The sequence below is a fragment of the Paenibacillus sp. FSL P4-0176 genome (assembly GCF_037975265.1).
GTDB classification, from domain to species: domain Bacteria; phylum Bacillota; class Bacilli; order Paenibacillales; family Paenibacillaceae; genus Paenibacillus; species Paenibacillus amylolyticus.
In genome coordinates, this window is sequence record NZ_CP150242.1 from 884,806 (window position 1) to 899,215 (window position 14,410).

Sequence of the window (14,410 nt, forward strand, 5' to 3'; positions counted from 1 at the left end):
TCGATGGTACTGCCATGGTGGTACACCGTGATGAATGTAACAGTTTGATCGAGTGTCGGCTGGGGGCTAACGAACTCAGAAAGCCTTAATGTGGCGAAATCGCTGAATCTGCGAATCTAACGAATCTCAGCGTCGTTATTTTGGAGAAAATGACCGAAAAAGGTCGGGAAACACCATCCGAACTTGATATAACGTTTCTGAAGTTCATTAGAAATTCGGAACGTTATTTTTTGATGTGATACTATATAAGAAGAAAGAAGTGAATGTACGTTGTCTAATACGAACCGCAGCGGTCGTGGAAAAAACCGCCGGAATTCGGCTGCCTCTCAGGGGCAAGGGAACGCTTCAGCGTCCCGTCAGCCAAGTCAATCATCTCGTCCATCTACACGTCAGCAGGGAAAAGAGGTGCGGCCACAAGGCGCATCTCTTTCTGCCGTTCGTCCAAAGGGGAGAGCGCGTGAATCTGCACCAATCGAAGGGCTGCCCGTTAGTAAAAATGAAGAGACCGTCATCGACATCATTGGCATGAACCATGACGGTGAGGGTGTAGGTCGTGCGAATGGATACACGCTCTTTGTGCAGGGTGCGCTTCCAGGTGAAACCGTGCGTGTGCGTGTGATGAAAACCAAGAAGCAGTATGGCTACGCCAAACTGCTGGAAATCGTGAAAGCAAGCCCGGATCGTGTGTCCGCGCCATGCCCGATCTATGATCAGTGTGGCGGCTGCCAGATCCAGCATATGAGCTATGCCGGACAGCTTGCGTGGAAACGCCAGTTGGTCGTAGATAATTTGCAACGTATTGGCAAGCTGAACGTGATGGTGGAAGATGCGGAAACGCTGGCATCCAACGTGCAGGATGATAAAGAGGGCGCTGAACAGCGTGTGCAGGATGACGCTTCAGTTGGTGAGGAGAAGCTGGCGGAACGGTTGGAACAAAATGCGAATAAGACAACTGAACTGGCTACTTCTGAAGTACAAATGATCGGCAGCAATCGTATTCGACTTCGCCTTGAAGGTGTCATGAACGAAGAAGATACGGAGCAGGGCATTCGTGTACTGCCTACGATGGGTATGGACGAGCCATGGCGCTATCGGAATAAGGCACAGGTGCCGATTGGAGCAGCAGAGGGTGGTCTGGTAGGTGGTTTTTACGCTAAAGGAAGCCATCGGATCATCGATATGGAGAGCTGCCTCATTCAGCACGAACACAATGACGAAGTGGTTGCAAAGGTTAAGGAGATCGGCAGCCATTTTGGAATCAGTGCATATAACGAAGAGACAGGTCGTGGCTTGCTGCGTCACGTGGTAGTGAAGAAGGCGTTCCGTACAGGCGAGATGATGCTTGTTCTGGTCACCAATGGTCGAGATATTCCGTACAAAGACGAATGGATTGGCAGTATCCGTGAAGCGATTCCGCATGTAGCGAGTATCTGCCAGAACGTGAACAAGAAACAGACCAACGTTATCTTTGGCGATGAGACCCGCGTCCTGTGGGGCCGTGATGTAATCTATGATTATATCGGTGATGTACAGTTTGCGATCTCTGCCCGTTCGTTCTATCAGGTAAATCCGGTGCAGACGGAAGTACTTTATGGGAAAACGGTAGAGTACGCAGGACTGAGCGGCAAAGAGACAGTAATTGATGCCTATTGCGGCATCGGTACGATTTCTCTTTTCCTCGCGCAACATGCGGATCAGGTGTACGGGGTAGAGATCGTGCCTGAAGCGATCGAAGATGCGCGGAGCAATGCTCTATTGAACGAGATGCGCAACGTCAAGTTCGAAGTTGGTGCCTCAGAGGACGTTATTCCGCGCTGGAAAGAACAAGGCATCGAAGCTGACGTCATCGTTGTCGACCCACCACGAAAAGGCTGCGACCCGCGTTTGCTCGATACCATCCTGGAGATGAAGCCGGAACGCGTGGTTTACGTGAGTTGTAATCCGAGTACGCTGGCACGTGATCTTCGTGTGTTGGAAGATGGCGGCTATCGCACGGTTGAGGTAACGCCGGTGGATATGTTCCCGCATACGGTGCATGTGGAATCGGTGGCGATGTTAAAATGGAAGGGGCAGGATTAATTCCTACGCCTCTTGTTGTTCCAACTTCTTTATGGATTGAGGACAGGAAATATATAATGTATGGCTTTGATTGAACCGTCTTTAATAACTTCAATTTTTTTGAATAAGTCTTTGAAGTGCCTGCTTAAAGACTTGTTGACCTTCAATTTGAAGTTCGGTGAAGCGGGATAATTGCTTTATATAGGCACGGAGTTGTTCTTCCGTGTCCTTTTTTTGTACCTATAATAATGAAGTAATTACTGATTTTGTGCACACCCTAAACCTAATACAGATAGAGGTGGAATTTCTTGAACTATAGGGGCATAGATCTCATCAAGTAGAAGCTTCTTATCATCACGCTTGTAGCCAAATGTGGGTAGAGAAGCCTTGTAGGGCGGTTCGTGAAAATATCATCTTCATGTGGCTCGCCGCTGGCCAACAGCCATACTTTCGTACCAGTAACCTCTTTCTTTCCGAACGGATGAAAGAGGTTACTGGAAACCGTGTTTACCCATGTGCTAGAGTTATAACTGATTTCGATTGGACGTCAAAGCGAGGCAAACTTCATGAACTCAGCTTTGGACGCTGATACACGTGATTCTGTATCGTGTTCATGAGCGATTCCAGTTTGAAGTCGAGCCGTTCTCCTTAAATGATTGACGTTCGTTCTTGACAGCCCCACAGCATGCGTTGAACATCTCCTTGGCATCAACGGGCTTTTTCAAAACTGTTGACAATTGGTATATTTGTAATTATATTAAATATATCGGGCGCTTGGTGCTGTAAATCTACTGGTGTAAACGCTACCAAGCAAAACTTTACGCAATATAGTTCAATCCCTTCGAGGAAGAGAATGGAGATTTGATGGGTACTTATTCCCGGTTTTGTACACGCACTGTCCATTTACGAGTGACATTCATCGTAGTTTTGTAGAGCATTTTCAGCAACGCTTCATTGCTTGGGAAAATGCTTTTTTCTTTGGCTTTGCGATGTTGACGATGGTAACCCTCAATTATTTCCGTCGTTGTACTCTTCGCGTCAAGCTTTTTATTTCCTGCATCGTGTCATACTCCGCCTCCAGCATGAATTGCAGAATCTCTGCATACAACTATGCAAACAACTCTTTCAGTGCAAATTCACCTTGTACATCGTTATGAACTTTTTTTTCTTCAAATCACTTTCACTTGCTCATCACGTATACTATCCTCTTTAATCAGCCTTTCTAAAGATTATCTAACGGGGGAATATGATGTCTAAATCAATAGAATCTATCTTGAGAGATGAAATTTTTGCTGAGCTGGACATCGAGTATCCGGAAGGCCACGATACCCGTTTGTTGGACCAAGGGATCGATTCAGTAGGCTTCATCAAGCTTATTGTTTTAATGGAATCGAAGTTTAACATCTCGATCCCTGATGAAGATCTGTTATTTGAGAAGTTCTCCACGGCTGGATTAATCCTTAATTATTTGACTGTGAAAACGCTATGATGACTATCATTCAGCGTCTATTTCTGGAGGCCTCTGATCGCCAAGATCATATTATCCTTGAAGATCTAAAGCAGCAATGGACTTACGCAGAAGTGATGACAGAAGCTTACTTGATTTCTTTATATATCCACAAAAATTTTGAACTTGAGTCCGGAAGTCATCTTGCATTATACACAAATAATGAGCCCTTGTTCATTATTGCGGCGCTGGGCATTCAATTCTGCGGTTATGTGTTAGTACCGGTTCCTTATTCGGCATCCAATACTGAAATTGAAAATATTTTAAATGCCAGTGACGCCAAATTGGTTATCAGCAAATATGCACAGCCTGCGCATTTAAATTGCGACATTCCTTGGGTTACCGCTCAGGATTTATCGCAAGAACCAATGCCTTCGTTTGAATCGATCTCGTTAACCAATCAGTCCGATCCCAATCAATGTGCGATTCTCCTTCCTACATCGGGCACAACCGGAAAATCTAAAATCGTTATGTTGTCCCATTGGAATGTATTAACAAATGCCTTGGCACATGGCGGAAAGGTGGGGTATACGGATCAAGATTCATTTCTTGTAACGATGCCCGTTCATTTCAGTTCTACGATTGTCACGCAATTAATTTCTTGCATGCTATATGGAACCCGAATTAAACTTATCAGCTTGCCCTTGCTGCCGCGCACAGCGTTTAAACTGTTTCAGAATAAGGCGGTCACGGGATTCTCAGCGGTGCCTACGCAATTGATGCACTTTGTTTCCGATTTCCATCAGACAAAGAACTGGAGTGCCTTTGATTCCATTGAATTTATTGTAATTAGCGGTGCGGCGATTCCCGCGAAATTAGTAGACCATCTTCAGACTGTATTTCCTCACGCGGACATTATTCAAACCTATGGATTGACCGAAGCTTCTCCGCGGGTGACCATGATGGAACGGGGAGAGCGCTGCCTATCCTGTGGATCACCCATAAATGACGTTTCTATTCGTCTTGTTGACGAAGAAGAGAATGAGGTTGAAGGAGCGGCTATCGGAGAAATTTGGGTCAAGGGCCCGAATGTGATGCTTGGTTATTACAAAAACCCGGAGTTAACGAACGCTACCATTGTTGAGGGTTGGTTAAAGACAGGAGATTTGGGATATTGGAATGAATCAGGGTGTCTTATACTCACAGGCCGAAAGAAGAATATCATTATATCCGGCGGTATCAATATCTATCCGGAAGAAATCGAGGAATTTTTGTACGGCTTGAAAGAAGTGGAGGAGGTCATGGTTGTTGGTGTACACGATGATCTGTTAGGCGAAGTGCCTATCGCATTTCTGAAAGTTTTTAATGAATGCCTGATCGATATAGAGGCACTGACACGACATTGCAACTTGCATTTGTCAACGTATAAAGTGCCTAGACAATGGAGGATTATCGATAACATTCCAAAAACAAAAACAGGAAAACTGGACAGGGCAAGCACGAAGCGCTTATTGCTAAATGAGATATACTGATTCGAAATCCTTAAGCTATTTAACCAGATAACGAGGGGTGAACGAAAGGTTGAAGAATTCAACTCAAACGTTAGGCAGAAAAATATTGCCGGTCAGTTATCCGATGATTACAACCTATACGCAACATGCTCATCTCTTGTCCATACTTACCCATTACGAGTGCGCACACCCATGGATATTTAGCAATTATATTCAATTATTTATTAACAAAGATTATAAACATCATTGGGGAGATTTTTATTTCCCTCTGACTTATGAGCTGCGGCCTTCGGATGCGTGCAAATGGATTACTACTCAAAAGATACATAGAGATACTGTAACAACTAAATGGGACTCTGTTATTCATTTTATGATAGAAAATATTAATGCTAATAACTATGTCCACACCATGATCAATTATTTCTACGTGCCCCTAAGCGATCGCTACAATAAACTTCAATTGCATCATGACATATTTGTTTACGGCTATGATTTGGATAGAGAGATGTTGTATGTTTCCGATTTTTTTAAGAACGGGGTGTATAGTCAGGCTGAGATATCATTTAATGATTTCAATCTTGCGTTCGACACAAATCATCTAACAACCAATCATGATTACCTTAGAGAAATGGTTTATCTGTATACATTCAATGATCAATATCAGGATAAATTCAGTGCAGATACCCTAGTGAATTCTATAAGAAATTATTTCACTAAGCAAACACCGGAGTATTGGGAGATGTTCAACTATGGGGGCGACAGGGATAATCTTGACTTCGGCATGCAAATATACACAACTCTATTAAATTATGCGAAAGAGACATTGGAACATAAGGTTATGTTTGATATAAGACCCTTTCATTTACTTTATGATCATAAGAAGATAATGACGCTAAGACTCAAGTACTTGTACGATAATCAGCATTTAATTGAATCAAATCAAGAGCATATAGATGAATTCACAGCTATTGAACTTAAAGCAAAAATCCTTGTGAATCTAGCGATTAAATATAATTTGACAAAGGATACGAGTATTTCCGAAAGTTTACAAACGCTGATTACGAATATAGAAAATGAAGAATCCATATTCCTTGAACGATGGCTGAAGAAGGTAGCTATTCAGTAATGTTGAGGGAGCAGATGATGTCAGTTGTGGATATCTCTTCTTGCACCCGAATAGAAGCCTTAGCGCGAAGCCCGTGGTGATCCGGGCATATTTATGGAAGGAGTGATGCCGGGATTATAATCGTTGGGAGACAGCGTGTTGAGTAAGCCAAACCGTTGCTCTTGTCTTAAAGATTCCGTTTGCTGACAGCCTATTGCTTTCTTGTCTTTCAACGATCCGCATTGCTTCAAGCGCTTTTTTCCGGCACAACCACAGCGAATCCACTCACCTCAAGAATCTCTCCTGGTATTTGACCCAACATCTTGTGATTCATGCATAGAACCATATCTGTTCGATTGAATTAATAGTGGTTTCACAAACCTTAAGCAAGGGGGGGGATCATAATATTCATTGTATTAACAGGAGTCGCAGGCTTCATCGGTTCCAACCTTGCCGAGAGGCTGCTGCGGGAAGGCCATACCGTTATCGGCGTCGATAATTTTCTGACCGGGTCTACTGTCAACATAGACAATCTCTTACGGTCGCCCAATTTCAAGTTTATCGAGCATGACGTCATTTATCCGCTCGCAATTGAAGGCCCTGTCGATTGGGTGATGCATTTTGCCAGTCCTGCCAGTCCACCCAAATATTTGTCCTATCCGATCGAAACGATGAGGGTCAACAGCGAAGGGACGATGCATCTGCTGTATCTTGCCAAAGAAAAGCAGGCTGCTTTCTTCTTGGCTTCAACAAGCGAGATCTACGGTAACCCAACTGTTCACCCTCAGCCGGAAAGCTACTATGGCAACGTGAATTCGGTTGGAGCAAGAAGCTGCTACAACGAAGCGAAGCGGTATGCAGAGGCGATTACCTACTGGATGAACAGGAAATACGGTATACCGGTAAGGGTCATTCGGATCTTCAATACATTCGGCCCGAAGATGGATTTACATGACGGACGCGTCATTACCAATTTCATTAATGAAATCATGTCCAAGCAAAACCTTACGATTTATGGCGACGGCAGACAGACGAGAAGCTTTCAGTATATCGACGATTTGCTGGAAGGGATTGTGAGACTGCTGATCACCACGTATGAACAGCCAGTCAATTTGGGGAATCCGGAGGAAGTTACCATACTTGAAGTCGCCCAAATATTGAAGGAGCTAATGAAGTCCAACGCGCAGTTAGAGTTTCTCCCGCTGCCGGAAGACGATCCAAGGAGAAGGAAGCCGGACATTACCATTTCAAGGACGATTATGGACTGGGAACCGGCGATCAGTTTGCATGATGCACTCGCTAGAACGATCCATTATTACCAGGGTCAATATATCCATTAAACGGGAGGTACCTATGCAAGAACAGATCATAGCGATGATATGCGAAATCAAGGAAGACGCCCAACTGGCAAACAGTTTGAACGAGCATTCGAACATCATGGAAGACGGGGGATTGGACTCTTTACAGCTAATTACTTTTGTACTACAGGTGGAAGAGCGTTTCGGTATTGAAATCGATTTTGAACAATTCGACTTCAATCTTATGGAGTCGGTAACGACCTTCTGCAATTATATCTCGGAGCTGCAGAAAACAGCGCCTGTATGAACGATAGACGCAAGTTCGAGCTCATTATCGGGACATTTGACGCGGAACGCTTCTGGCGCGACCCTAATCTAGCCAAACTGCCGTCGTTTCACGATCCTGAAATGGAGAATATCGTGATGGCCATGGATGAGCTGCTCTTCCCATTTTGCGAGGCGCAGGATAGGCTCATTACTCGCTATCGAATGAACGTGTGCCATAAAGAGTATTTGCATGAGATCGGATTTAAATTTCTTTCCAATTCAACCGATCTCGAGAGTCCTGATGTAGGAAGCGTAGGCAGAACCGCCAATATATTCGACCTGCTCACATCAGCCGATCGAATGGGTGATATGGATCTCTACTTGCTGGACGGCGCCCGGTTGTCGCCCTTTGCCATCATTCCGGGGGTAGATCGTACTGCAGCGCGTTACGGGCTGGAACAGGATTTTCCAGCTATCGAAACGGTTCAGACTGTCAATTCGAAGCTGTATTCAACCGAATTGAACCGTCGCCTTGATCTTCGGTGTGACAGCCAGACGGTCTATTCTCCCGAAGAGCTGCTGGAAAGCGGCTTGACTTTGCTGAATCAAGGACCTTTCCTGATCAAAGATGAGTTTGGGGTATCCGGGAAAGGGAATTTGCTGATCGAGTCGGAAGCGATTTTTCAGCGAGTCACATCCTATGTCGCCGATCAGTGCAGCAAGGGAAAAACGGTTCGGTTTATTATTGAGCCGTTCCTCCGCAAGGAATTGGATTTTTCTTGCCAATTCCACATCGATCCGGACGGCACTTACCGACATATCTCAGTGCAGCAGTTGGTCAATCACAATTTCGCTTACCAAGGCTCCTATACAGCAGACGATAGGTTGCTTCATATGCTGCAGGAAGCGAAGTATTTTGATGTAATGAAACGGGCGGCTCGCGAGCTTTATCTGTCGGGTTATCACGGCGACGTATGCGTCGATTCTATGCTGTTGACAGACGGCCGCATCGTTCCGATTGTTGAGGTGAATGCAAGAAGATCGATGAGTCTGATCAAGCATTACGTTGACCGCTACCTGAAGAAGCACGACACGGCCGGGAGCATGACGCATGCGACTTTACAGTTTGCATGCGATGTATCATTCGATCAATTGCTTGAATCGCTGGACCGCGAGGGTGTTCTATATAAGCCTGATCGAGGATGCGGTATTTTACCGTTAAGCGCGAATACGCTCCTTATTAACAAAGTCGTCAGCGAGTGCAAGGGGATCCGGAATAAGCAGGTGAAAGGCAGATTATATTATTCGTTGATCCAGGGGGAATGGGATAACGAACGATTGACCGCTAAGGTTAAGGAGGTGCTGTCGTCGTTATCCTTCAAGATCGCCCGCTGATGCAGTCCGAAGCGCTTAAAGCCATGAATGGAGGAAGAAATTTTATGGGTAAGCGGAAAGTGACGATTCTATGCTCGGGTTTCGGTCTGGGTTTCTATATTCCCGGTCTGTTAGCTGCAAGTGATTTCGAGAAAAGGGATATCGCGACGGAAGTGCTCGTGTTCGAAAGCTATTTGGAGCAAGACAAGATGGAACATATTGTAGACAGCAGAAAGGCTTACCACAATAATTTCGCACTTGCCAATTTATCGGCCCGAATGCCGATGGATATACGCAACAGCATTGATTATGCCCAGGTCGAGCTATTGCTGGAGGCGTGGAAAGCGGAAGACCGGTACGAATTCATATCGTTATCCGGACACTGGATCTATATTCTGGATTTGTATAGGGAGAAGATGCTGCCGAATCGAATTCATGTAGACCTGCTCTACGTCGATTCAGATCTGGCCCCGTCTTGGAAGAGCTTGAAGAAGTTTCACTCTCGCTATGACGAGTATTATTACAATGCTTGTCTCTATGACACTGACAAGATGGAGATTCGATGCGAAATCCCAGTTCTTCATCGTACGCCACTGCCCTTCGACTCAAGGAAGCGGCGGCTTGTTGTTCATGGCGGCGGCTGGGGGATGGGCACTTATCAAAGTACAATTCCAGAGCTTGCCGGCCATAACCTCGGGCTTGATATCATAGCTTACGATTGGAAGGAAGCGAAGCCCGATCCCGATCACCGATATTGGATGAATGATCCGGAATGGTGTGCATGGGTGAAGAGTGCGAACGGCCTGCACGAGTTTCCGCCATACATCGAAATAACGGGAGAAGACACGAAGTCATACGCCGCTGAGGTTGATCATCATTGGTTATTCGATATCGCTTCGGAGGCGATGGCTATCGTGGCCAAGCCGGGAGCGGGCACATTAATCGACTCGCTTGCATCCGAAACCCCTCTTATTCTGCTGGAGCCGTTCGGAAGTCACGAGCTTAGCAATTTGGAATTGTGGGAATCACTGGGGTTCGGAATACGCTACGAGAAGTGGCGGGAGATGGATTTTTCCGTAGAGGTCCTTAGGGAGATGCATCAAGCGATCATGAACAGACCCGGAGAACGGACGAATTATGTGGATCATTATTGTGCGAGAGTCGCGTTAACGAAGGGGTAAGATTCCAATGGCAGAGGGGGTTATGCGATGAGTGTAAACAAATTGAGTGTCGTCCAAGATAAGACAAAGACAAGCTATCCGAGATGGATCGTCATGCAGCTGTTGGAGGAGTGTAATTTACGATGCAAGATGTGCTATGAGTGGGGACTCGAAGGGCCCTACAAAAGCAAAAAAACGTTAGCGCATCTGGATCCGGATCTCATTAAAAAGATCATCGTCGAGTGCAGCCCGGGCAAGCCGTATTACGATTTCTTCGGCGGCGAGCCGCTGATGTACCCTTGGCTGAGCGACATTCTCGCCATGATCAATCACTATGGAAGTAAAGCGGACTTCCCCACGAACGGCACATTGCTTGAGCAGCATGCCGAGATGCTTGTCGAGACTGCTCCAAATAAGATCTGGATGTCGCTCGACGGCCCTGAGGAAATCAACGATAAGCAGAGAGGCAAAGGCGTATTCAAGAAAGTAATCAAGGGGATCGAGAAGCTTTATGAGCTTCGGGAAAGCAAGGGCAAGCAATTTCCGAAAATGGGTGTATCCTTTATCATTACGCCCTTGAACTATATGTACGTTGAGGAATTTTTCTTTAAGCATATCGACTTGTCGATGTTGGACCATATCAGCATGGAAGTGCAGCTCTATGCAACGGAAGAGCAGTATGCCCAATATGTGGAGGTTCTTAGTGACAAATTCGACGTGCATGAAGCTCCTTATGCCAAGGGGATGGTCTGGCGGGACACCAGTTCGTTCAGCCAGATCGATATTCCGGAATTGACGAGACAGCTCAATAATGTTAAAGCGTATTGCTTGAAAAACCGCATCCATGTGATCACCTATCCGAAGACGATAGATGAACAAAATTTGAGTAACTATTTCTCGGGGCAATTCCATCAGATGGCTGATAAACGAAATCGGTGCTCCCTTCCATGGGTTTATGCGGAGATTACGGCAAGGGGCGACGTTTCGCCCTGCCATGCCTTCTATGATTTGACCTTCGGCAACGTGAACGAAGAGAGTTTGCTGGATATCTGGAGTAGTGACAAGTACAAAGATTATCGCGCGTATATGAAAAAAAATATGCTTCCGATTTGTACGGCTTGTTCAAGGTATTATATCTATTGATTCATGTGAATGACCTAATAAGTTTAAGAAGGGTGTGTTGATATGAATCCAAAATCAGAGATTAAACATTCCCCAAAGGATTTGCAAATATTGAAACGTACTATCAAGAATACGGTGGAAACTAAGCGGAACATGGAGAAAATAGCGGGTTACGCGACACCGTTGCCAGAGTCGGTCGGGATTAAACTGACGAACCAATGCAACTTGCGCTGCAAGCATTGCTATCAATGGAACGACACCGGCTACCATCACTTTATGACACCGGAGCAGCAGCGGGAACAGCTCGACTACGGGCTGCTGGAGAAGCTGATCCTTGAGACGGAACCAGCCAAGTCGAGACTCTATATCTGGGGCGGCGAGCCGCTCGTATACAGCCATTTCGACCGTTTGGCCGATTTGCTTGAAGCCCATCCTCGCGAGACGACGATCTGCACGAACGCGATGCTGATCGAGCGAAAGCTGGATGCCTTGCTGAGAATCTCCGACAATCTGGAGCTGCTCATTGCACTTGATGGATTCGAAGAAGAGAATGATGCGCTTCGCGGCAAAGGGGTATTCAACAAGGCGATAGATGCTATTCGGATGCTAGTCGAGCTGCGCAAGGAAAACCGATTCAGGGGCAAAATTACGATCCATACCGTCGTTAACGATGCTATGACCGACAAGCTTTACGATCTGCTGGAATTTCTGGAGGACGTCGGTGTAGATATGGTCATGGTCTGCTTCCCGTGGTACATCTCGGACGAATGCACGCAGGGAATGGACGATTACTTTGACCAGAAGTTCGACTTCCTTCCGGCGAGCGAGCACAAGGGCGAACGAAGCTGGCACGCCTTTAACTACAAGCTCGATCCGGAGCGTATCCCTGCTTTGATGAGCGAGTTGGACCGGGTGAATAATCGGGTCTGGAAAATGCGTTTACGCTACCAGCCGAATCTGGATTATGACCAGATCGAAGATTTCGTGCTCGGCAAAGAGGTGAAGAGTAAAGGCACGATGAACAAGAAGTGCCTGGCTCTCTCGAACCGGATGGATATTACGCCCGATGGAACGATTGTTGCATGCAAATTTTTTAAGGAGTTCGAGATCGGCAAATTAAATGAAGCGTCCGTACAGGAATTATGGCACGGCATGACCTACAGAAGGATAAGGGAAATGATGGATGAACGACTGACACCGGCATGTTCCAAGTGCAGTGTCTTGCATTTGCACGGTGTTTAACTATTCTACATGAGCATAAATGAGGTGAACCAGTGAGCATTATCCAAGTGGAACACTTATCCAAAAGCTTCAATTACTACGAAAAAGAATTGGGTTTCAAAAAATCGCTAAAAAATTTAGTGAAGCGGAAATCACTGATCAAAGAAGCGGTTAGCGAAATATCACTTGTAATCGAGCAAGGCGAGATGGTCGGGTTCTTAGGCCCGAACGGTTCCGGCAAAACAACTACGCTTAAGATGCTGTCCGGCATCTTGTATCCGACAAGCGGGCAAGCGACGGTATTAGGCTATGTCCCTTGGGAGCGAAAAAAAGAATTCAAGATGCAGTTCTCGATCGTGATGGGGCAGAAATCGCAGTTGTGGTGGGATTTACCGGCGAACGAATCGTTGTACCTGAACAAATGCATTTATGAGGTCGAGGATAAGCCCTACAACCTTGTCCTGGATGAGCTTACGGAGATACTTGATGTTAAAGATCTGCTCAATATTCAGGTACGTAGGCTTTCGCTGGGGGAACGGATGAAGATGGAGTTAATTGCGTCGCTCATCCACCGGCCTAAGGTGATTTTTCTGGATGAGCCTACAATCGGACTCGATCTGATTTCGCAGAAGCGCATTCGGGAGTTCCTGAAGTATTATAACCAGCAGACGAAAGCAACGGTCATTCTGACAAGCCACTATATGGCGGATATTGAGGATTTATGCAAACGAACAATCATCATCAATCAAGGGAAGATCGTATACGACGGCGATCTTCGGCGTGTGAACGAGCTGTTTCATGCAAAAAAGATCATCAAGCTGCAATTTACGGACGAAGTGCCGAGGCAAGCGCTAAGCGACTATGGCGCTATCATGCAACATGACGGCATGAATGCCGTCATGGAGATCGATAAGCATGACCTTCAGCGGCTTTCCAAGATGATGCTGGACCGGTTCCCGATCCTCGATTTCACAGTTGAAGATATACCTGTCGAGCGAGGCATCGAAAGCTTGTATCAGAAAGATGGGGTCAGACATGAAAGCCTTACAGAAGTATAAAAGGACGTACATCCTTGCGCTTCAGAATGCGATGGAGTATCGGACCGATTTCTTTATGAGTATCATCAGCGGCGGCTTCATCATTCTCGTCCAATGCTTCCTCTGGACGGCCGTGTTTCGCAGTTCGCCGCAAGAGATTATTAATGGCTATACTTATTCACAGATCATCATTTATTCGGTGTTATCCGGCGTCGTCTCCAAGCTGGTTTCTGCCGGCTTCGAAGGGGAAATCGCGAATGATATCAAGACGGGTGGACTGAGCAAATTTATCGCTCAGCCCATTCATTATTTCAGCTATCGGATATGCAATTTTTTCGGTGGGAAAACGGTCCAGATCGGGGTCGTCCTTGTCTTATTCGTCATACTGATGATCGTTTTTACTCAGATTTGGGGGTTTCAGCTTAGAGGGGTGCAGATCGTTATGTTCCTGGTCAGCATTCTGTTCGGACTGCTCATCAACTTCCTGCTTTTTTATTCGATTAGTGCTCTCGCGTTCATCATTACCGAGGTTTGGGGCGTTTATATCGCGTTCAATCAAGGCGTCTATCTGCTCAGTGGTGCCATCTTTCCGCTTAATATTTTCGGAGATACGTTTGCCAGAATCTCCAGCTATTTACCGTTTCAATATGTCGTATTCTTCCCGGTTAACATCATCAATGGGAGCATGGCGATTCATGAAATCGTGCGCGGACTCCTCTTACAAGCGGTCTGGGTAATTGTGCTTATGATGATTTCGAAGTTGTCGTGGGATTCCGGGATGAGGAAATATGTAGCCGTTGGAGGTTAAAT

General features: G+C 45.9%; 12 protein-coding genes and 1 pseudogene. 12 read left to right on the plus strand and 1 reads right to left on the minus strand.

Translation table 11 applies throughout. From position 1 onward, the window contains the following. The first annotated feature begins 270 nt into the window (after positions 1 to 270). Positions 271 to 2,079 carry a 23S rRNA (uracil(1939)-C(5))-methyltransferase RlmD gene (gene rlmD, locus MKY95_RS04080; RefSeq protein ID WP_339196986.1) on the plus strand — a complete coding sequence of 603 codons (1,809 nt, stop codon included), beginning with the start codon at positions 271 to 273 and terminating at the stop codon, positions 2,077 to 2,079. Positions 2,080 to 2,930: 851 nt separating this feature from the next. Here rlmD and MKY95_RS04085 read toward each other — a convergent pair. Further along, positions 2,931 to 3,083, minus strand: a pseudogene (locus MKY95_RS04085) (IS256 family transposase); the annotation flags it as partial. A gap of 248 nt (positions 3,084 to 3,331) precedes the next feature. On the opposite strand from MKY95_RS04085, the gene MKY95_RS04090 reads away from it, so the two are divergent. From MKY95_RS04090 to MKY95_RS04140, 11 genes are all read left to right on the plus strand, one after another. Next, positions 3,332 to 3,547 carry a phosphopantetheine-binding protein gene (locus MKY95_RS04090; RefSeq protein WP_164783195.1) on the plus strand — a complete coding sequence of 72 codons (216 nt, stop codon included), beginning with the start codon at positions 3,332 to 3,334 and terminating at the stop codon, positions 3,545 to 3,547. Beyond that, positions 3,544 to 5,037, plus strand: coding sequence for a class I adenylate-forming enzyme family protein (locus tag MKY95_RS04095; RefSeq protein WP_339196989.1), 1,494 nt, complete (start codon positions 3,544 to 3,546; stop codon positions 5,035 to 5,037). Before MKY95_RS04090 ends, MKY95_RS04095 begins: the two co-directional genes overlap by 4 nt. A gap of 49 nt (positions 5,038 to 5,086) precedes the next feature. Then, a complete protein-coding gene (locus tag MKY95_RS04100; RefSeq protein ID WP_339196992.1) occupies positions 5,087 to 6,142 on the plus strand; it encodes a hypothetical protein in 1,056 nt (351 codons plus the stop codon). Between the two features lie 389 nt (positions 6,143 to 6,531). Then, complete coding sequence (locus MKY95_RS04105) at positions 6,532 to 7,461, plus strand: NAD-dependent epimerase/dehydratase family protein (RefSeq protein ID WP_339199901.1); 930 nt, start codon at positions 6,532 to 6,534, stop codon at positions 7,459 to 7,461. 13 nt (positions 7,462 to 7,474) lie between these two features. After that, a complete protein-coding gene (locus MKY95_RS04110; protein WP_036668367.1) occupies positions 7,475 to 7,726 on the plus strand; it encodes an acyl carrier protein in 252 nt (83 codons plus the stop codon). Further along, positions 7,723 to 9,081 carry a hypothetical protein gene (locus MKY95_RS04115; protein ID WP_339196995.1) on the plus strand — a complete coding sequence of 453 codons (1,359 nt, stop codon included), beginning with the start codon at positions 7,723 to 7,725 and terminating at the stop codon, positions 9,079 to 9,081. Before MKY95_RS04110 ends, MKY95_RS04115 begins: the two co-directional genes overlap by 4 nt. A gap of 44 nt (positions 9,082 to 9,125) precedes the next feature. Further along, positions 9,126 to 10,241, plus strand: coding sequence for a UDP-glucuronosyltransferase (locus MKY95_RS04120; RefSeq protein WP_339196998.1), 1,116 nt, complete (start codon positions 9,126 to 9,128; stop codon positions 10,239 to 10,241). A 27-nt stretch (positions 10,242 to 10,268) separates the two neighbouring features. Beyond that, entirely contained in the window at positions 10,269 to 11,363 is a 1,095-nt protein-coding gene (locus tag MKY95_RS04125; protein WP_036668363.1) for a radical SAM protein, read from the plus strand. Between the two features lie 42 nt (positions 11,364 to 11,405). Beyond that, on the plus strand, positions 11,406 to 12,584 hold the full coding sequence (locus MKY95_RS04130) for a radical SAM protein (RefSeq protein ID WP_036606037.1): 1,179 nt from the start codon (positions 11,406 to 11,408) through the stop codon (positions 12,582 to 12,584). A gap of 32 nt (positions 12,585 to 12,616) precedes the next feature. Then, positions 12,617 to 13,621 (plus strand): ATP-binding cassette domain-containing protein, encoded by a 1,005-nt coding sequence (locus tag MKY95_RS04135; protein ID WP_339197002.1) that lies wholly within the window; start codon positions 12,617 to 12,619, stop codon positions 13,619 to 13,621. Next, positions 13,599 to 14,408 (plus strand): ABC-2 family transporter protein, encoded by an 810-nt coding sequence (locus tag MKY95_RS04140; protein WP_017690646.1) that lies wholly within the window; start codon positions 13,599 to 13,601, stop codon positions 14,406 to 14,408. The genes MKY95_RS04135 and MKY95_RS04140 overlap by 23 nt, the downstream gene beginning before the upstream one ends. The last annotated feature ends 2 nt before the right edge of the window (positions 14,409 to 14,410 follow it).